The organism is Streptomyces melanosporofaciens (genome assembly GCF_900105695.1).
Classification (GTDB): domain Bacteria; phylum Actinomycetota; class Actinomycetes; order Streptomycetales; family Streptomycetaceae; genus Streptomyces; species Streptomyces antimycoticus.
Genome location: NZ_FNST01000002.1, coordinates 7,801,129 through 7,819,345, shown reverse-complemented (window position 1 = coordinate 7,819,345; position 18,217 = coordinate 7,801,129). Strand labels below are relative to the sequence as shown.

The 18,217-nt window shown below is 71.7% G+C and carries 17 protein-coding genes and 2 pseudogenes; 15 read left to right on the top strand and 4 right to left on the bottom strand.

What is annotated here, in order from left to right; translation table 11 throughout:
* The first annotated feature begins 14 nt into the window (after positions 1-14).
* From BLV72_RS35900 to BLV72_RS35875, 6 genes and pseudogenes are all read left to right on the top strand, one after another.
* A complete protein-coding gene (locus BLV72_RS35900) occupies positions 15-797 on the top strand; it encodes an IclR family transcriptional regulator (RefSeq protein ID WP_059145574.1) in 783 nt (260 codons plus the stop codon).
* Positions 794-1,330 carry a MaoC family dehydratase N-terminal domain-containing protein gene (locus tag BLV72_RS35895; protein WP_093467618.1) on the top strand — a complete coding sequence of 179 codons (537 nt, stop codon included), beginning with the start codon at positions 794-796 and terminating at the stop codon, positions 1,328-1,330. Before BLV72_RS35900 ends, BLV72_RS35895 begins: the two co-directional genes overlap by 4 nt.
* Entirely contained in the window at positions 1,327-1,722 is a 396-nt protein-coding gene (locus BLV72_RS35890; RefSeq protein ID WP_078646176.1) for a hotdog family protein, read from the top strand. The genes BLV72_RS35895 and BLV72_RS35890 overlap by 4 nt, the downstream gene beginning before the upstream one ends.
* Positions 1,723-1,899: 177 nt before the next feature.
* The gene (locus tag BLV72_RS35885; protein ID WP_093467617.1) at positions 1,900-2,919 is read left to right on the top strand and encodes an NAD(P)/FAD-dependent oxidoreductase; all 1,020 of its coding nucleotides are present in this window, start codon (positions 1,900-1,902) and stop codon (positions 2,917-2,919) included.
* A gap of 1 nt (position 2,920) precedes the next feature.
* A pseudogene (locus BLV72_RS35880) lies at positions 2,921-3,240 on the top strand (indolepyruvate ferredoxin oxidoreductase subunit alpha).
* A gap of 148 nt (positions 3,241-3,388) precedes the next feature.
* On the top strand, positions 3,389-4,201 hold the full coding sequence (locus BLV72_RS35875; RefSeq protein WP_093467615.1) for an IclR family transcriptional regulator: 813 nt from the start codon (positions 3,389-3,391) through the stop codon (positions 4,199-4,201).
* 47 nt (positions 4,202-4,248) lie between these two features.
* Here BLV72_RS35875 and BLV72_RS35870 read toward each other — a convergent pair whose 3' ends face one another.
* A complete protein-coding gene (locus BLV72_RS35870) occupies positions 4,249-5,466 on the bottom strand; it encodes an ROK family protein (RefSeq protein WP_093467614.1) in 1,218 nt (405 codons plus the stop codon).
* Positions 5,467-5,996: 530 nt separating this feature from the next.
* Between BLV72_RS35870 and BLV72_RS35865 the strand changes: the two genes are divergently transcribed.
* From BLV72_RS35865 to BLV72_RS35835, 8 genes are all read left to right on the top strand, one after another.
* On the top strand, positions 5,997-7,100 hold the full coding sequence (locus BLV72_RS35865) for a Gfo/Idh/MocA family protein (RefSeq protein WP_093467612.1): 1,104 nt from the start codon (positions 5,997-5,999) through the stop codon (positions 7,098-7,100).
* 44 nt (positions 7,101-7,144) lie between these two features.
* Positions 7,145-7,486 (top strand): hypothetical protein, encoded by a 342-nt coding sequence (locus BLV72_RS50455; protein ID WP_244321179.1) that lies wholly within the window; start codon positions 7,145-7,147, stop codon positions 7,484-7,486.
* A gap of 16 nt (positions 7,487-7,502) precedes the next feature.
* Positions 7,503-7,925: a sugar phosphate isomerase/epimerase family protein gene (locus BLV72_RS50450; RefSeq protein WP_244321178.1), complete on the top strand. Its 423-nt coding sequence runs from the start codon at positions 7,503-7,505 to the stop codon at positions 7,923-7,925.
* A 134-nt stretch (positions 7,926-8,059) separates the two neighbouring features.
* Positions 8,060-8,491, top strand: coding sequence for an ABC transporter substrate-binding protein (locus tag BLV72_RS35855; RefSeq protein WP_244321177.1), 432 nt, complete (start codon positions 8,060-8,062; stop codon positions 8,489-8,491).
* Positions 8,492-8,603: 112 nt separating this feature from the next.
* Positions 8,604-8,825 carry a hypothetical protein gene (locus BLV72_RS35850; protein WP_093467611.1) on the top strand — a complete coding sequence of 74 codons (222 nt, stop codon included), beginning with the start codon at positions 8,604-8,606 and terminating at the stop codon, positions 8,823-8,825.
* A 109-nt stretch (positions 8,826-8,934) separates the two neighbouring features.
* Positions 8,935-9,768, top strand: a complete 834-nt coding sequence (locus tag BLV72_RS35845; RefSeq protein WP_244321176.1) for a hypothetical protein — start codon at positions 8,935-8,937, stop codon at positions 9,766-9,768.
* On the top strand, positions 9,765-11,912 hold the full coding sequence (locus BLV72_RS35840; protein ID WP_093467608.1) for a bifunctional serine/threonine-protein kinase/ABC transporter substrate-binding protein: 2,148 nt from the start codon (positions 9,765-9,767) through the stop codon (positions 11,910-11,912). Before BLV72_RS35845 ends, BLV72_RS35840 begins: the two co-directional genes overlap by 4 nt.
* Entirely contained in the window at positions 11,912-14,095 is a 2,184-nt protein-coding gene (locus tag BLV72_RS35835; RefSeq protein ID WP_093467606.1) for a bifunctional serine/threonine-protein kinase/ABC transporter substrate-binding protein, read from the top strand. The genes BLV72_RS35840 and BLV72_RS35835 overlap by 1 nt, the downstream gene beginning before the upstream one ends.
* Before the next feature lie 2 nt (positions 14,096-14,097).
* Here the strand turns inward: BLV72_RS35835 and BLV72_RS35830 are convergent, their stop codons facing one another.
* Entirely contained in the window at positions 14,098-15,054 is a 957-nt protein-coding gene (locus BLV72_RS35830) for an ABC transporter substrate-binding protein (protein WP_093467605.1), read from the bottom strand.
* Between the two features lie 70 nt (positions 15,055-15,124).
* Positions 15,125-16,261, bottom strand: a complete 1,137-nt coding sequence (locus BLV72_RS35825) for an LLM class flavin-dependent oxidoreductase (protein ID WP_093467603.1) — start codon at positions 16,259-16,261, stop codon at positions 15,125-15,127.
* A 653-nt stretch (positions 16,262-16,914) separates the two neighbouring features.
* Between BLV72_RS35825 and BLV72_RS35820 the strand changes: the two genes are divergently transcribed.
* On the top strand, positions 16,915-17,919 hold the full coding sequence (locus tag BLV72_RS35820) for an amino acid ABC transporter permease (RefSeq protein WP_093467602.1): 1,005 nt from the start codon (positions 16,915-16,917) through the stop codon (positions 17,917-17,919).
* A gap of 61 nt (positions 17,920-17,980) precedes the next feature.
* On the opposite strand, the pseudogene BLV72_RS35815 reads toward BLV72_RS35820, so the two are convergent.
* Positions 17,981-18,184: pseudogene (locus BLV72_RS35815) on the bottom strand (flavin reductase); the annotation flags it as partial.
* Positions 18,185-18,217 lie beyond the last annotated feature (33 nt).

The following is an 18,217-nucleotide window of genomic DNA, read 5'->3' as shown; positions in this document are numbered from 1 at the left end:
GTGAGGTACCTGTCATGACCGTAGTCCCCATCGACCAAGCCGTCAGAGCCTGTCCCGACCCGATGAACTCCGTCCTCGGCAAGGTCCGGTCCATCCTGGAGGCGTTCACCGCCGACGACGACTCACTTTCGCTCGCCGATCTGGTGCGCCGTTCGGGAGTGGCGAAGGCGACCGTCCACCGGCTGTCCCAGGAGCTGGTCGCATGGGGGCTGCTGGAGCGGGCGGGCTGCAACTACCGGCTCGGACTGCGCCTGTTCGAGATCGGGCAGCGGGTGCACCGGCAGCGCATCCTGCGGGAGGTGGCCCAGCCGTATATGGAGGATCTGCTGCTGGCCACGCGGGAGACCATCCACTTCGCCATCCATGACGGGCTGGACGTGGTGTATTTGGAGAAGATCCTCCCCCACCGGGGGCTGAGCGAGGAGTCGCGGGTGGCGGGGCGGCTTCCGCTGTACTGCACGGCGACCGGCAAGGCGATCCTCGCCCACTCCCCCGGCAGCCTGTTCGGCGAGGTGATCAGGAGCGGGCTCAAACCGTTCACCCGCCACACCATCACCTCGCCGGGCCGGCTGCGCACCCAGCTGGACCGCGTCCGCGACCAGGGCATCGCCACCGAGGCGGAGGAGGTCCGGCTCGGCTATATGAGCATGGCGGTCCCGGTCTTCGGCCGGCAGAACACCCTCGCCGGGGCCCTGTCGATCACGGCGCCGACCTACCGGGTGGACGCGATCGCCCATGCCAGCGCGCTGCGTACGGCGGGCCTTGGCATCAGCCGCTCGCTGAGGTCGGCGCTGTGACGGCGCCCGTCGTGTCCTCCCCCGCGCTGGACGAGGTGCTGGCACGGGCGCGGGAGCTGATCGACCAGTGGCGGGACGAGGACTGCGGCACCCCGACGGTCAAGGACTTCTGCCGTTACGCGGCCGCCCTCAACGACGGCGCGTACATCCGCCGGGCCCGCGTCCTGGAAGCGGACGGCCGGCCCGTCGAGGCGCCCGCCCTGTTCCTCGCGGCCACCATGAGCTGGGAGGACGGCCCGCCGGAGGACGAACTGCGGCCGGATGGCCTCGCCCGGCGCGAGTCGCCGTGCACCGAAGGTCTCCCGGTACGCCAGGTGCACGGCGGCCAGTCGGTGCGCCTGGTCCGGCCCCCGGTGGCCGGTACGCGGATCACGGCGGCCCGTGCGGTCGTCTCCGCGCGGCACAAGCACGGACGGTCGGGCGAGTTCGTCCTCCTGGGCGTGCGGACCCGGTTCCTGTCGCCCGACGGGAGCGAGCTGACGTCCGTGGAGGAGACGATCGTGGTGCTCGACGCCACCGGAGGTGACCGATGACGGCGCCCGCTGCCGGGACCGAGTGTCCGCCGCGCCGGTACGCCCACACCAGTGTGCAGTTGTTCCGCTTCAGCGCCGTGTCGTGGAACGCGCACCGGATCCATTACGACGCCGCGTTCGCGGCGTCGGAGGGGTTTCCCGACACGGTGGTGCAGTCGACGCTGCACGGCGAGACGCTCAGCCGCAATGCCCTGGAGTGGGCCGGGCCGGGCGCCCGGCTGGAGTCGGTGGCGTGGCGCAACGTGGCCACGGCGGTGGCCGGTGAGCAGCTGACCTGGGCCGCGACGGTGTCCTCGGTCGAGGGCGCGCGGGTCCGTCTGGACGCGCGCATCCTCAAGGCCGACGGCTCCGAATGCGTCACGGGGACGGTCGAGGTGACGCTCGCCGGATGACGGCCCGGCTCGTCCGGGTGCGGGAGCGGTGGAACCCAAGGCCGGCGGGGGCCTTGGGTTCCACCGCTCCCGCATGTCCGGGCCACGGCGTCCCGGCGCCACCGGTTCCGCACCCTGTCCCGGCAGGCGGACCGATTCCGTTGGACCGTGATCCGCACCTGCCTACGCTCCTTTTCCATGAGCGTTCTCAACGTTGAGCCGGTCGCCGCGGAGGACGCGGCGGTGGTCGAGACGGACATCCTGATCATCGGCGCCGGCCCCTCGGGCCTGTACGGCGCCTACTGCGCGGGCTTCCGCGGGCTGCGTGTCGCCGTGATGGATGTGCTGCCCCAGCGCGGCGGCCAGATCAGCGCGATGTACCCGGAGAAACCGATCTTCGACATCGCCGGATTCGCCTCGGTCCGCGGCCGCGACCTGGTCGACAACCTGGTCGCGCAGGCGCAGACACACGGCACCCGCTATCTCCTCGGCCACCGCGCGACGGAGCTGTCCTACGACGACGGCCTGCCCGTGGTCCGCAGCGACCGGGGGACGACCGTACGGGCCGGGGCGGTGGTGATCACCGGCGGCGTGGGGACCTTCACTCCCCGCCCGCTGCCGGCCGGGGAGGACTTCCTCGGCCGCGGCCAGGTGTACTTCGTGCCCGACCCCACCGCCCACGCCGGCCATGACGTGGTGGTCGTCGGCGGTGGCGACAGCGCCTTCGACTGGGCGGCCCTGCTGGCCCCCGTGGCGCGCTCGGTCCGGCTGGTGCATCGCACCGCGCGGTTCCGCGCCCACCGCGCGTCGGTGGAGAAGGTCCGGGCACTCGGCATCGAGATCCTCACGGATTCCGAGGTCAGTGGCCTGTACGGCGGCGCGCTCCTGGAGGAGGTCGAGATCCGCCACCGCGTCACGAAGGACACCACGCGCCTCCCCGCGCAGACCGTGGTGGCGGCCCTCGGCTTCATCGCCGACCTCGGCCCGCTGCGGGACTGGGGCCTCACCCTGGAGGCACGCCGGATCGCCGTGGACACCCACATGGCCACCAGCCTCCCCCGCGTCTTCGCGGCCGGCGACATCACCGACTACCCGGGCAAGGTGCGCCTGATCTCCGTCGGCTTCGGCGAGGCCGCCACGGCCGTCAACAACGCCGCCACGGTCATCGACCCGGAGGCGGCGCTGTTCCCCGGGCATTCCACCGAGAAGGAGAACTGACATGGCCTACGTCATCGGCGCGTCCTGCGTTGACATCATGGATCGGTCCTGCGTGGAGGAGTGCCCGGTCGACTGCATCTACGAGGGCGAGCGCAAGCTCTACATCAACCCGGTGGAGTGCATCGACTGCGGCGCCTGCGAGGTCGCCTGCCCGGAGCAGGCGATCACCGTGGACCGGAAGGCCGATCCCGAGCACCGCGCGGACAACCGGCGGTTCTTCGAGGAGGTCCTGCCCGGCCGGGACGCCCCGCTGGGCACCCCGGTGGCGCCGGGGCGATCGGCCCGCTGGGCGCCGACACCGCCCTGGTGGGGGGCCGCTGAGCGCACCGGACGTGGCGCCGCAGCCGGTGGCCCCCGCCGGATTCCGACCACTCACACCATTCCTGCCAGGCACAAAAATCTCTATATTGTCCATCCTCAGAACTAATGGTGTCCTTGGTCAGGCGCCAGCGGGCGAGGAGGGCATGTCGTGACGACTGCAGCGGTACCTCGTGGCAACGGCGAGGAAGCCCGGCCGGACGGGCGGTCCCCCAGGTCCGTCCTCGGCAAGGTCGGGCTCATCCTGTCCGCCTTCGGCGACGGCGACCTCGCCCTCAGCCTCACGGAGCTCACGGCGCGCACCGGGGTCGCCAAGGCCACGGTGCACCGGCTCTGCCAGGAGCTCGTCACCTGCGAAATGCTGGAGCGGGACGGCTCGGACTACCGGCTCGGCCTGCTGCTGTACTCGATCGGGCTGCGCGCGCCCCGGCAGCGCACCCTGCGCCACGCCGCACGGCCGGCCCTGGAGAACCTCGCGCAGGCCCTCGACAGCCCGGTGAGCCTGTCCGTGCCGAACGGCAGCGACCTGCTGTGCATCGACAACGCGGGCCGCCACCGCAACCGGGCCGGAGCCTCGATCGGCGGACGGCTGCTCCAACTGCACAGCACGGCCCCGGGAAAGCTCACCTTGGCCCTGCTGCCCGAGCAGTACCCGCTGGCGCGGCTGACCCCCCATATGCGCCGGATGACCGCCCGCACCCTCACCGCCGACCGGCTCCCGGGGGAGCTCGTCCGCATCCAGGAACAGGGCTACGCCACCGACTGCGAGGAACACCGGCTCGGCTATTCCGCCGTGGCCGTACCCGTGCGCGGACCGCGGGACGGCGCCTACCTGGGCGCGCTGTCGGTCGTCGCCCCCACGGCACGCCAGAACGTGCCCCGTACGCTGGCGGCGCTGCGGACCGCCTCGGAGGCCGTCACCACCCGTCTTTCGGTGATCGAGGCATACCGCGCCGAGCCGTAGCCCCCGTTCGTCGTAGTCCTCGGTCCGTGACCCCCAGCCCGTAGCCCTCAGTCGACGAGCAGCCGGGCTATTCCGCGTTCGCTGAAGACGTCCCCGGTGGCGAGGGCCACCGCGCCGTGCAGGGCCGAGGCGGCGCCGAGCTGTGTGGTGGTGATGGTCAGCTTCCGCGTGGCCAGCGGCAGGGCGCGCTGGTACACCACGGCCCGCACCCCGGAGAGCAGGTCGTCGCGCAGTTCGCTGAGCGGCCCGCCGAGGACGAGGGTGCGCGGGTTGAACATGTAGACGAGCATGGCGGCGAGTTCGCCGATCTCGGTGGCCGCCTGCCGCAGGGCCCGGACGGCGGGCGGGTCGTTGTTGGCGACGCGCTCCGCTAGTTCGTGGACCCCGTGCAGCGGGTCCTCCTCGGTGGACTCGGGGATGCCCAGGTTCCGCAGTACGGCGCGGTGCGAGGCGATGGCGCGCACACAGCCGACGTTGCCGCAGGTGCACAGGGCGCTGCCGCCGCCGAGGGACCGGATGTGGCCGACATCGCCGGCCGCGCCGTCCGCGCCGCGGTAGATCCGGCCCTCCGCGGTGGCGAGCCCCGCGCCGATCCCGGTGGCGATCTTGAGGCAGAGCACCGGGGTTTCGGCCCGGGCGTGCACGGCCTCGCCGAGGGCCATGAGGTTCGCGTCGTTGTCGACCTGGGCGGGGGCGCGGAACCGGGTCCGCAGCCGTTCGGCCACCGGGAAACCGTCCCAGCCGGGCATGCCGTTGGGCCGGAGTGGCGAGCCGCGCCACGGGTCCACCGGGGCGGGCAGCCCCATCACCACCTGACGGACCCGGTCGGGGTCGCACCCGGACCGCTCCAGCAGCGCGAACAGCCGGTCGCACACCAGCTCCAGGACCGTTTCCGGCCCCGCGTCGATCCGCACGAGCACCGTGTCCCGCGCGAGGATGCCTCCGCCGAGGTCGGCGATCGCGATCCGCGTCTCCAGGTTGTCGACGTCGGCGACGGCGATGGTGCCCGCCCGCGGGCTCAGCGCCAGCAGCCGCGGGGGCCGCCCGCGCACCGATTCGCCGGACTCCAGCTCCTGCAGGATGTCACGGCCGAGGAGTTGGTCCACCTGCTGGCCGACGGTGGAGCGGGCCAGACCGCTGCGCCGCGCGATCTCGGCCCGGTTCGTCGCCTCGCCGGCCACCACGAGGTCCAGCACTCTGCGCAGTCCGACGGGGACCGCGGGCAGCAGCGCCCGGTCGGCGAAACGACCGTCGTTTTCACGCATTTCCTCAACCTAGCCGCCGTGGATCACCGGCCACCAGCCTTCCTTTAAGACGTTATTAGTTTGCAAGGAAAATTAACAACTGCCTCTTGTTCGCGGTAGCCGAACTAAACGAAGGTGTGAGGCGAGGCGAACACGCCCCACTCAAGGTGTGAGGCGAGGCGAACACGCCCCACTCAACCCTCAGAAGAGGGCCGTCCTCTAGCAACCCCCGTTCCCGAAGTCAACGGCGGTGGACCGCTTCACGAGGCGCGGCCCGCCTCCGCGGCACCCGTGCCGCGGCCTTACGCGACCCGCGCACACCGCCCTGGCCTGCCCTTTTCTCGAGCGTGACCCGCCACAACGCACATTGAGCACCACGGAAAACACATCGACCCGCGTGCCACTGAGCGGACTGTTCATCTCGTCCCGGCGCCGCCGGGGCCCTTGAATACTCGCCAACCCGGCGAGACACCGACACTCCACACAAAGGTGTCGATCACTCGCATACCCGAACACCCCACGCATCACTCCCTGGGAGAGGAACCCCGGCCATGGCCAAAGAGACCCATCGCATCGGCATCCTGGGCAGCGGCAACATCTTCGGCCGGTATGTGACCGGCCTCGCCCGCTACCCGGAGCTGGAGATCGTGCGGGTGGGCGACATCGATGTGGCACGAGCGAAGCAGGCTGCCGCCGAGCATGCCATCCCGGCCTGGGGTGACGACGCGGAGCTGTACGCCGACGACTCGGTGGACATCGTCATCAACCTGACGCCGCCGGTCCACCACGCCCGCACCGTCATCACGGCCCTGGAAGCGGGCAAACACGTCTACGCCGAAAAGCCGTTGGCCACCACGGTCACCGACGGCGAAGCCGTCCTCGCGGCGGCCGCCCGCACCGGGCGCGTCCTCGGATCGGCGCCGGACACCTTCCTCGGCAGCGCCGCACAGACGGCCCGCAAGGCGATCGACTCGGGCTCGATCGGCACGCCCATCGGCGCCTCCGCCTTCATCGGGCACAGCAAGGCCGAGACCTGGCACCCCAACCCGGCCTTCCTGTTCCAGCCGGGAGGCGGCCCCGTGATGGACATGGGTCCGTACTACCTGGCCATCCTCGTCAACTGCCTCGGCCCCGTCTCCACCGTCTCCGCGGCCGGCCGCATAGGCGTGCCCCGGCGCACGGTCACCGCACCCGGTCGGACCGTCGAGACCATCGACGTCACCATCCCCACCCACACCGGCGCCGTGCTCACCTTCGCCTCCGGTGTCATCGCCACGGCCCAGATGAGTTTCGACGTCTGGGACAGCGACCTGCCGTACATCGAGATCTACGGCAGCGAGGGCACCCTGTCGCTGGCCAACCCGAACCACTTCGACGGCGATGTGCGGGTCCGGCGGCACGGGGACGGCGAATGGACCGTCCTGGAACCGGCCCTGGAGCTCTTCGGCGCCGTCGGGACCCGCGAGCAGGCCCGCCGCGGGCTCGGCGTCCGCGATCTCGCCAACGCCGTCGAGGGCGGCCCGCACCGCGCCAACGCCGCCTTCGCCTTCCATGTCCTGGAGGCTCTCTGCTCGTTGGAGGGCTCCGCCCAGCAGGGCCGGTCCGTGACGCTGACCAGTTCATGTGAGCGCCCCCAGGCCCTCTTCACCGTCTGACACCCGCCCGCCCCACCACATCCGAACCCCGAGGCAGGACCCGCATGACCATCCGCCACGACCGGATCGCGATCAACCCCCTGCAGTGGATCGCCACCGAAGACGGCTGGATCGACCCCGCTCTGGCACCGGCCCTGCCCGAGCGCCTCAAGGCCATCCACGCGGCCGGTATCGCCGCCGTCCACGCGGACGTGCCCGCCCAGATGTCCGCCGCCGAATACGGCCGGCTGCTCGGCGAGCACGGCCTGGCGCCCGCCCCGGGCTATATCTCGGGCCCCCTCCCGAGGACGAGAGCAGCCTGCGCGAACTGCTCGACAAGACCGACCGCATCAGCACCCAGATGGCCGAACTGGGCCTGCCCATCGTCTTCGTGGCCACCGGGATGAACAAGCAGGCCCCCGTGTGCACCGCCCCGCCGTGGGCGCCGAGGCGACTCCCGAACGGCTGGAGCGGGTGCGCGAGGTGTTCGCCCGCATGGGCGAGACCACCAGGGCCAACGGTGTCGCCGCCGCGTTCCACCCGCACATCGGCACCTGGGCGGAGACCGAGGAGGAGACCCGCTTCATCCTCGACGGCGTGGACGCGGACGTGCTCTCCTTCGGCCCGGACATCGGCCACCTCGGCTGGGCCGGTGCCGATGTCATCGGCCTCATCGCGGACTACGCCGACCGGGTCGCCGCCCTGCACATCAAGGACTTCCACGCCGAGATCGCCGAACGTGGCCGCACCGAGGGGTGGGCCTACCAGCAGACCGTGCTGGCCGGTCTGTGGGCCGAGCCCGGCCACGCCTCGGTCGACATCCCCGCCACCCTGGCGACACGCTGACGCTGTCCATCGGCTACTACGAGCCCGTCTTCGACTCGCTGGTCCGGCTGGACTCCAAGGCCCGTCCCCGGCCGAACCTGGCGACCTCGTGGTGAATTTCGTCGACCCCTCGGGCATGATCGCCAGGCCTTGAGGTGCAGGGACACGCCGACAGCGTCGAAGGCCTGTACATCTGGGACCGCACCGGGGGGATCGTGCCGGCCCTGGGCAAGGCGAAGGTGCGCCAGGCGCTGAACTACGCCTCCGACCGGGAGTCGATCGTCGAGAAGCTCAACCTCGGCTACGCCACCGCCACCTCACAGATGGCGACCGCCGACAGCGCCTGGTACGACACATCCCTCGAGAGCAACTACGCCTACGACCCGGCCAAGGCCAGGAAGCTGCTCGCCGAGGCGGGCTATCCCCACGGTTTCACCGTCACCATGCTCGATGTCTCCTCCGTCGCGCCGGGCCAGCAGGTGGTCATGACCCAGGCCCTGGAGGACATCGGCATCAAGGTCAAGGTGGACAAGATCCCGTTCACCCGGCTGTTCCCGTCGCGTCAGCCGGCGGGGGCCATGTCGTAGATCGGTAGCCGAGACAAAGGCCCGGGGCCTCACCTTGATCTTCTTGGAGTTGCCCTGGACGGCATCCAGCACATCCCAGGGCGCGTTGAAGGCGTGGTCCTGCAGATAGGCGTTGATCTCGCGGAACGCGGCGGTCTGCGCCGCGCCCTGGGCCTTCTGCGTCGCCTTGTCGATCATGGAGTTGAGCCTCGGGTCGAAGTCCTTGGCGGGGTTCCAGGCGGCGCCCTTGGCCAGCCCGGACTGGATGAAGTCCCAGGGCTGGCCGGACTGCAGCTCGAACCACGACATCGCGTACGTGCTGGAAATGCGGGCCGGCACCGTGCCAGGTGTGTGACGGGTGGGGTACGGCTGTGCCACGTGATCGGTAACCGGCTGTCGAGCCACGCCGGCTACCGCTTAGCATCGCGACGGACCATCGTGAGCTGGTGATGTCAGGGGGGCTTGTGACCGTGATCAGGGAAGCGGTGCGCTTCGGCTGCGCCGTCGCGGTGTCCGGTTTAGCGCTGGTGAGCTGTACCTCCGGCGGAGGCGAGCCGTCCCAGTCGAGGTCTGCGAAGAAGGCCGGTGCCACGATGTCCGCCGGCCCGTCGACGACCGCCGTCGTGGACATCGATCCCGCCGCATTGCCGACGACCCGGGCTCAGGCCGCCGCTCTGATCCGGGACGTCATGCCGGACCCCTCCGCCTTCGGCCCCGGCGCCGTCCCCCGGAGCCCGTACGAGAGCGACCCGCGGCGCCGGCCGGTCCTCGGTGACGACTGTGTCTGGCACCAGCAGGCGCTCCCGAAGGACGTCCTCGCGACCTCGACCCGCTCCTACGAGATCCCGGCGAGGGGCGCCAAGGGCCCGCTCCGGCTGAGCGCCGTCGTCACGGTGCACCGCGATGCCGAGCAGGCGGACTGGGAGAACGCCGAGGTTCTGGAGGAGATGATGCGCTGCCCGGAGCAGCGGCTGCGCTCGGACGAGGTGCTCACCTCGCTGAACGATGTCCCGAACTCCTTGGGCGACTCCGGAAACGCGTACGCCGATGACGTTCTCACCGAACTCGGCAGCTACACGAGCGCCGAAGTCGGCGGCCCCCACGAGTACCTCTGGGGACAGACCCGGATCGGTCAGTTCACCCTCGCCGTCTCCGCCAAGGGCTCCAAGGGCTGGTCCCGGGCAGACCTGTTCGAGCGGCTGCGGGATCCGCACGCCGGTATGCGGGCCCAACTCAAAGCCGCGATCGAGCGGGACACGCCGAAGCCAGGCGGCAGCACGAAGGGCGACGGCCGATGACCGACAAGCTCACCGCCTCCGATCCGGCCCGCATCGGCGGGCACCGGCTGCTGGCCCGGCTCGGCGCCGGCGGCATGGGCGTCGTCTATCTCGGCCGTGCCGAGTCGGGGGAGCTGGCCGCCGTCAAGGTGATCCTGCCCGAGTACGCCGACCAGTCGGAGTTCCGCGCGCGCTTCCGCCGTGAGGTCGCCGCCGCCCGGCGCGTGGACAGTCCCTGGGCCGTGCCGGTCACCGGCGCCGACCCGGACGCGCCCGCGCCCTGGCTCGCCACCGCCTTCGTCGCCGGCCCCTCGCTGGCCGAGGCCGTCGCCACCTGCGGTCCGCTGCCGCCGCGCGGTGTGCGGATCCTCGGCCGGATGCTGGCCCGCGCCCTGACGGCCGTACACGACGCGGGACTCGTGCACCGCGACGTGAAGCCCGGCAATGTGCTGATCGCCGTCGACGGCCCCCGCCTCATCGACTTCGGCATCGCCCGGGCCACCGAGGAGACCGCGCTCACCTCGGCCGACATGGTCATCGGCACACCCGGCTTCCTCGCCCCGGAACAGGCACAGGCACAGCCCGCCTCGCCCGCCAGTGATGTCTTCGCCCTCGGCTGTCTCCTCTCCTACGCCGCCACCGGCCGCCCGCCCTTCGGCACCGGTGCCGTGGACGCCCTCCTGTACCGCACCGTGCACGACGAGCCCCACCTCGACGGTGTCCCCGACGACACGCGCGACCTCCTGGAGCGCTGTCTCGCCAAGGATCCGGCCGCCCGGCCCACCGCCCGGGAGGTGGACGAGACGCTGGTCGAGGACACTCCCCAGGACAGCGTCGACTGGCTGCCCGACGCCGTCGTACGACTCATCGCGGACCGCTCCGCCGCGATGCTCGCCCTCCCGGACATCGAGGCCACGGCCCTCGACGCGGCGGCGGACGGGCAGCCGGCGGAAGGTCCGGCGGACACACCGGTGACGCCGGGCCCCTCCGGCCGCCGCCGCTTCCTGCTGCTCGGCGGCGCGGCCCTGATCGCGGCCGGTGGCGGTGCCGCCCTCTGGGCCGCCCGGCGCGAGGACGGCACCGCGCCGAGCGCCTCCTCCCGCGCCCGCCGCTGGATTCTCGGTGTCCAGGCCGACCTGACAGGCCCACAGAAGACCCTCGGACAGGCCCAGGAGCGTGGCATACGGCTGGCCGTCGAGCAGTTCAACTCCCGCGAGGACAAACCCTTCACCCTCACCCTCAGGACGGCCGACGACCGGGGCGATGCGACGCGCGCCGCCAAGGTGGCCCGCGCCCTCGCCACCGACCGCGACCTGCTCGCCGTGATCGGCTCGACCGGCGACGAGACCACCGGGGCGAGCCTCGACAGCTATGACGAACAGCTCGTCCCCCAGCTCACGGCCTCCTCCGCGCAGTCCGTGTACGGCGTCTCCGAGCCCCGCCACTTCCTCCAGGCCGTCCCCGGCTACACGAGCCTGCCCGCCACGGCCGCCTTCTCCCTGCGGGCCCAGGGCGTCCGGCGCGTGGCGGTGCTGATCGACCGCGACGGCGGCGTCCCGGCCTGGCAGCTCGGCCGCACGATGTTCCAGTACCTCGGTGTCCTCAAGATCGCCGGCCAACCGCGCGTCGTACCGCGGCTGGCCGAGGACCTCGCTGCGGTGGCCGCCGAGATGGTCGCGCACAAGCCGGATGGCTTCGTCTACCTGGGCACTCCCGTCCGCGCGGCGGCCGTCGCGCGCGCTCTCGCGCGGACGGAGTTCAACGGCCCGCGCGTGCTCGGCTATCCGGCCGCCGGCCCGGAGTTCCTGACCGCCGCGGGCACCGCCGCCGACGGCTGGCAGATCTTCGCCCCGTACATCGACCCGTCGGCCGCCCCCGTCCGCGCCTTCGCCACCGCCTACCGAAAGCGCTACGGCTCCGCACCCCCGTACTGGGCGGCCGAGGCGTACGACGTGGCCCGCATGGTCATCACCCGCCTCACCGAGGCCGGCCGCAGGCCCTCCAGGAACAGGCTGTACGACCTGCTGGCGAAGGGCACGTACAAGGGGCTCGTCCGGACGTACGCGTTCGACGAGAAGAACCGGTCGTGGCTCAAGGGGGATGAGGTCTTCCGCTATGAGGTGAAGGGCGGCCGGTACTCCTACGCGGGCAAGGTCGACGTCTGATGCGGCCCCTGACCGCCGACGACCCCGAGGACATCGGCGGGCACCGGCTGCTGGCCCGGCTCGGCGCGGGCGGCATGGGCGTCGTCTACCTCGCCCGTACGGTGGGCGGGGCGCTCGTCGCGCTCAAGACGATCCGCGCCGAACACGCGGCCGACTCGGCCTTCCGCGCCCGGTTCCGGCGCGAGGTGACGGCGGTCCGCGGCCTGACCGGGCACGGGCTGGTGCCGGTCGTGGCCGCCGACACGGAGGCCCGGGAGCCCTGGCTGGCCACGGAGTTCATCCCCGGCCCCTCGCTGGCCGAGGCGGTCGACGGCTTCGGCGCGCTGCCCGTCGCCGCCGTACGGACCCTGGGGTTCCGGCTGGCCGACGCGCTGGCCGCCGTACACGCGGCGGGAGTGGTGCACCGCGATGTGAAACCGGGCAACGTCCTGCTCGCCCTGGACGGCCCCCGCCTCATCGACTTCGGCATCGCCCACGCCACGGGCGCCACCGCGCTCACCGCACCCGGCGCCGTCGTCGGCACGCCCGGCTTCCTCGCGCCGGAACAGGCACAGGCCCGCGCCGGGGAGGTCGGCCCGCCCAGCGACGTCTTCGCGCTGGGCTGCGTCCTCGCCTACACGGCCACGGGCCGGCGCCCCTTCGGCACCGGATACGCGGCGGGCGTCCTCTTCCGTACGGTGCACGAGGAGCCGGATCTGGCGCAGGCCCCCGGCGAGCTACGGGCTCTGATCGGGGTCTGCCTGGCCAAGGACCCGACCGACCGGCCGACGGCCGCCCACGTCGCCGCCGCGCTCCGTGACCCGCGGATCTCACTCGCACGGGAGAGCCCCGAGGCCCAGGAGCGGCACTGGCTGCCGCCCGCGGTCCTGCGCGTGGTCGCCGAACGCTCCGCACAAGCACTGGACATGCCCACTCCCAGGCGCCCCACACCGCAGGCGACGGACGACGACCCGGCCGCCGGCCCGACGCCCTCCCGGGACGCCCGCCCGCCGACCCGACGGCGCGTGCTGCTGATGGGGAGCGCGGCGGCGTCCGTGGTCGCCTTCGGCGGCGGGGCCACCGCCTATCTGACGGCCGGGCGAGGGGGCACCGGCGGCTCGGGCGGCGCCCTTCCCGTGCACACCCTCGGCTTCCAGGCCGACCTCAGCGGCCCGGACAAGGCGAACGGCGTGGCGCAGGAGCGCGGAGCGCGGCTCGCCGTGGAGCGGCACAATGCGCGCGCGGGCATCACGTTCCGCCTCGCCCTCGACACCTTCGACGACCGCGGCGAGAAGACCCGCGCCCGGCAGGCGGCCCGGCAGTTCACCAAAGCCAAGGTGAGCGCCGTCCTCGGCCCCGGCACGGCCACCGCGGCGGACGCCGCCGGTCCGCTCTACCAGGACGCCCGCACGGCCATGGTGCTGATCTCCCTCGACGAGGGCAGCCTCGCACCGTCGCGTCTGCGCACCCTGTGCGTCACCCGCGCGCCCGAGTCCTTCCTGGCGTTGCCGCTGACCTCGTATCTGACCTCCGTACGACCGGTCGACCGCACCGCCGTCATCGACGACCGGGCGGCGGGCCGGACGGGATCGGATCTCACCAACCAGCTCTCGCAGGTGCCGCCCCATGAGGGCACGACCAGCGTCCACCCGGTGGCAGCCGGCAGCGACGACTTCGCTCCCGCCGTCCGCGCCGCCCTCGCCACCAAGGCGCAGGCCATCGTCTTCAGCGGCATATCGCCCGAGCGCGCCGCACGCTGCGCCCGCGCGCTCGCCGACGCGGGCTTCACCGGACCGCGCCTGGGCACCTGGCACATCATGCGCCCGGGCTTCCTCCGACAGGCCGGAACCGCGGGCCAGGACTGGCTTTTCGGCACCCCCTTCACCGACCCCGGCAGCGTGTCCCGGGCCTTCGGGACCGCCTACCGCGCGAGGTACGGCACGGCACCCGGACGCTGGTCCCCGGAGGCGTACGACGCCGTGGGGCTGGTCGCACGCGCCCTGGAGGAGCTGGGCGGCACGCGCGACATCGAGCCCGGGGCCGTGGCCCAGCGCCTGCTCCACGTCACCTACCGGGGACTCGCCAAAACCCTCCGCTTCGCCACCGACGGCACCCCTGCCGGGGAGCGGGGCGCGGGGTACTTCCTGTTCCAGGCGAAGGGGAACACCTTCCGCTTCCTGGGACGCAGTGACCAGGTCACATGAGCTCAGGTGTGCTCGGCCGGGTTGATCCGCGACGTGTCGATCGCGGAGGCGCCGGTGCCCCATTTCTTGAGGATCCGGGCGTAGGTGCCGTTCTCGATCAACTCGTTGACCGCGGCCTGGAAGGCGCGGGTGAGCGAAGAGCCCTTCTTGAAGGCGAAACCGACGTCGAGGCGGTGGTACTCGCCGAGGAAGGAGGTGCGGGCGGCGGACTGGGCCGCTTGGTAGCGCAGTCCGTTGATGGTGGACATGACGACGTCGATGCGGCCCTGCTGCAGGGCCGTGAGGACGGCTCCGTTCTCCGCGTAGACCTTCACGTCGTACGGCTTCTTCCCGGCCTTGGCGCACACGCCCTTCTGCCGGGCGAGGGTCGCCTCGAAGGTGGTGCCGGCCCCGGTGCCGATGGTCAGCCCGCACAGCTCGGTCAGATCGGTGACCTTCCGGCTGAGCGCCGTGCCGCCCTCCTTGACCGCGAAGCCCTGGCCGTCGTTGATATAGGTGACGAAGTCGATGGTCTTAAGACGCTCGGCGGTCACGCCGAAGTTGCCGGTGCCGACGTCGAACTTGCCGCTGCCGAGGGCGGGCAGGATCGTTTCGAAGGAGGCGTCCTGGCGTTCCAGCCTGACGCCGAGCACCTTGGCCACCGCGTCGGCGATGTCGATGTCCTGGCCCGCGGGCTTCTTGTCCGGGCCGTTCGGGTAGTACGCGCCCGGCGGAGCCCCGATCGAGCTGCCCATCCTCAGGGTGCCGGACCTGGCGACCCCGGCGGGCAGCAGGGCGGCGACGGAGTCCACCTTCCGTACGGCGGCGACCGGGTCGTCGGTCGGCGCGGGAGAGGCCTGGGCTCCCGCCGGCGTTGTGCCGTCCGTGCCACCGGAGCCGCCGCAGGCGGTCAGCGCCAGGAGTGACAGCAGCGTCAGTGCGGCGATGCGCGGCCGGGTTCTGGTGCCGGGGTGGTTCACGGCTGGGGGCCTTTCCGTTCTGCGCCGCGGTGGCGGCGATGGGGATACCTGGGTGGCTGTGCGACGGAGGTCAGCCGCGCGCGGCGGCCAGGGTCTGGGCGCCACGCGCCGCACGCTCGGCATCACGCCCCGCGACCTCCTCACGGACGATCGGGATCACGTGCCGGCCGAAGTCGATGGCGTCGCCCAGCAGGTCGTAGCCGCGGGCGGAGAGGATGTCGACGCCGAGGTCGTAGTAGTCGAGGAGGGCCTGGGCGACCGTCTCGGGGGTGCCGACCAGGGCGTTGGAGTTGCCCGCCCCACCGGTCGCCGCGGCGGTCGGCGTCCACAGCGCACGGTCGTAGCGCTCCCCCGCCTCGGCGATGGCGATCAGCCGCTGTGAGCCGGAGTTCTGCGGATGTGCCTGCCCGGTGTGGCGCCTGGTGACCGGCTCGCCGCTCGCCTTGCGGGCCTCGATCGCGCCCACCGTGCGGCGGGCCTTCTCCCAGGCGAGTTCCTCGGTCGGGGCGATGATCGGACGGAACGCCACCTGGATGCGCGGGACGTCGGTACGGCCCGCGGCCTTCGTGGCGGCCTTCACCGCCTCGATCTGCTCGGCGGTCTTCTCCAGGGGCTCGCCCCACAGGCAGTAGATGTCGGCCTCGGCGCCTCCCGCGGCGTACGCGGCGGGGGACGAGCCGCCGAACGAGATGTCCGGGCGGGGCTGTTGGGCCGGGAACACGTCGCTGACGAAGTCATGGAAGCGGTAGTGCTCCCCCTCGTGGTCGAAGGGCTCGTGAGTGGTCCAGATCTTCTTGACGATCTGGATGTACTCGCGGGTGCGGGCGTAGCGCTGGTCCTTGGTGAGCATGTCGCCCTCACGGCCCTGTTCGTGGTCGTTGCCGCCGGTGATGAAGTGCACGGTCAGCCGCCCCTCGCTGATCTGGTCGAGAGTGGCGAAGGTCTTGGCGGCGAAGGTCGGATACGAGACGTTGGGCCGGTGGGCGAGCAGGATCTGGAGTCTGTCCAGCCTGCTCGCGATGTACGCGGCGGCCGGCGCGGGGTCGGGCGATCCGGATCCGTAGGCGAACAGCACCCGGTCCCAGCCATGGTCCTCATGGGCCCTGGCAAGCCGGAGTGTGTACTCCTTGTCGAATGCGCCACCGGAGCGCGCGGTGGTCTCGGAACCGTCATGGGTCGCGGCGATGCCGAGGAATTCCACGGGCATGGGAAGGGCCTTTCGGGAGGACAGGGGGCGGCACGCGGACAGGCCGGAACGGCCCTTCGCATGGCCGTACGGGACGGCAGAGGGGAAATGCCACTGGCTGGAGTAGGCGTGACGACGCCGGGGCGTCGGGAGAAGGGGGTGGCGGCAGCGTGTGTCCGGGCGCTCACAAGGCCGTGTCCGAACGCGGGTCAGCGCCCGCGTACGGCGGTGATACGACGAGAGAGCTCGGCCCGCGACGGGGTCACCGAGGGAGGGAAGGGCCGGTCAGACAGCCCGCTGCCGAGTCAGGCGCAACAAGCGGCCGACCACACCCGACCGAAGTCGATGTGGCCACGGGTGACCAGGCGCTGCTCGGTATTCATGGGAGCAATTAGGCAGTACACCACGCTTCTCGTCAACCACCGCCCGCATTCCGGACCGGCGTTGAGCGGTTCCCGCGTGTGCTTGACAGCTGCATGCGCCGGGTACGTACGATCGATGACGGATGGGCCCGCCGCGCGCGGAGCCCCTTCCGGCCGCGTTGAGGGACGCGGTGAGCGTGATGACGCCGAGCCCGGCCGCACCGCACCCGCCTGCCGCCTTCTCGGGTGTCCGGGTGCGCGTGCCACCGGGCTGTCGCCGACGCCCACCCCCCTCACCCGGAGAGCCTCCCGATGGCCACGCCTTCCCGTACCACCGCCCCCGACGCGGTGCCCGTCCCCGTCGACAAGCGCCCCGAGACGGGCGCCCCCCGCCCCGGCGACCTGCCGCGGATCGTGCCGCGCCGACGCATCGGCCGCCTGCTGACCGCCACCGCCGCGCTTCTGGTCTTCGCGATGGTGGTCAACTCCGTTGTGCGCAACGACGCTTTCCAGTGGGATGTGGTGGGCCGGTACTTCACCACCAGCGCCGTGCTCGACGGACTGCTGCTGACCCTGTGGCTGACCGCCGCGGTGATGGTGCTCGGCTTTCTGCTCGGCATCCCGCTGGCGGTCATGCGGCTGTCCACCAACCCGGTGCTGTCCACCCTGAGTTGGGGCTATGTGTGGATCTTCCGCTCCACACCGCTGCTGGTGCAGCTGCTGTTGTGGTTCAACATCGGCGCTCTGTACCCGACGCTGGGCCTCGGCGTCCCCTTCGGCCCGCAGTTCGTCACCGTCAAGACGGTCAACCTGCTCGGCCCCACCCTCACCGCCGTCATCGGGCTGACCCTGCACGAGGCCGCCTATGCCACCGAGGTGATACGCGGTGGCATCCTGTCCGTGGACTCCGGCCAGACCGAGGCCGCCCAGGCACTCGGGCTCGGCAAATGGCGCACCCTGCGCCGGATCGTCATTCCGCAGGCGATGCGTTCCATCGTGCCGACCGCCGGAAACATGCTGATCGGCACGCTCAAGGGCACCAGCATCGTCAGCGTACTGGCCGTGCACGACCTGCTGTACTCGGTGCAGCTCGTCTACAACCAGACCTACCAGGTCATCCCGCTGCTCATGGTGGCCACCCTCTGGTACATCGCGGTCACCACCGTGCTGAGCGCGGGACAGTTCTACGTCGAGCGGCACTACGCGCGGGGGGCCGCGCGGGCACTGCCACCCACCCCGCTGCAACGGCTGCGCGCCCGTGTGGCCGCTCTCCCGCGCGCCCGGTCGCGCGCCACGACACCCAAGACCACCGTCTGACGCCATGGCCTGTCCGGCCACGAGGGCCGGACGGGCCCATGCGGTACCCGGGTCCCGCGGTTCAGGACCGGGTGCCCTCCGGCACCAGAGGTGTGGCGTCGAGGCGGTGGAACGCGCGGTTGAAGTAGACGAGGCTCTGCCCGCCCGCGCGGGTACGGATGCGCTCGATGTCGACGAAGAGCACACTGTGGGAGCCCATGGGGACGGCGTGTGTGATCGTGCCGATGGCGCTCACCAGGGCGTCCTTCAGAACCGGCACAGCCGAAGACCTGGCAGCCGAAGAAGGCGCCGTTGAGGT

Excerpts from the sequence above, each read along its gene's own strand:
- BLV72_RS35900 (WP_059145574.1), top strand. The coding sequence starts at position 15 with ATGACCGTAGTCCCCATCGACCAAGCCGTCAGAGCCTGTCCCGACCCG.
- BLV72_RS35890 (WP_078646176.1), top strand. The coding sequence starts at position 1,327 with ATGACGGCGCCCGCTGCCGGGACCGAGTGTCCGCCGCGCCGGTACGCC.
- BLV72_RS35870 (WP_093467614.1), bottom strand. The coding sequence starts at position 5,466 with ATGCGTGAAAACGACGGTCGTTTCGCCGACCGGGCGCTGCTGCCCGCG.
- BLV72_RS35820 (WP_093467602.1), top strand. The coding sequence starts at position 16,915 with ATGGCCACGCCTTCCCGTACCACCGCCCCCGACGCGGTGCCCGTCCCC.
- BLV72_RS35840 (WP_093467608.1), top strand. The coding sequence starts at position 9,765 with ATGACCGACAAGCTCACCGCCTCCGATCCGGCCCGCATCGGCGGGCAC.
- BLV72_RS35885 (WP_093467617.1), top strand. The coding sequence starts at position 1,900 with ATGAGCGTTCTCAACGTTGAGCCGGTCGCCGCGGAGGACGCGGCGGTG.
- BLV72_RS35825 (WP_093467603.1), bottom strand. The coding sequence starts at position 16,261 with ATGCCCGTGGAATTCCTCGGCATCGCCGCGACCCATGACGGTTCCGAG.
- BLV72_RS50455 (WP_244321179.1), top strand. The coding sequence starts at position 7,145 with ATGACCATCCGCCACGACCGGATCGCGATCAACCCCCTGCAGTGGATC.
- BLV72_RS35865 (WP_093467612.1), top strand. The coding sequence starts at position 5,997 with ATGGCCAAAGAGACCCATCGCATCGGCATCCTGGGCAGCGGCAACATC.
- BLV72_RS35835 (WP_093467606.1), top strand. The coding sequence starts at position 11,912 with ATGCGGCCCCTGACCGCCGACGACCCCGAGGACATCGGCGGGCACCGG.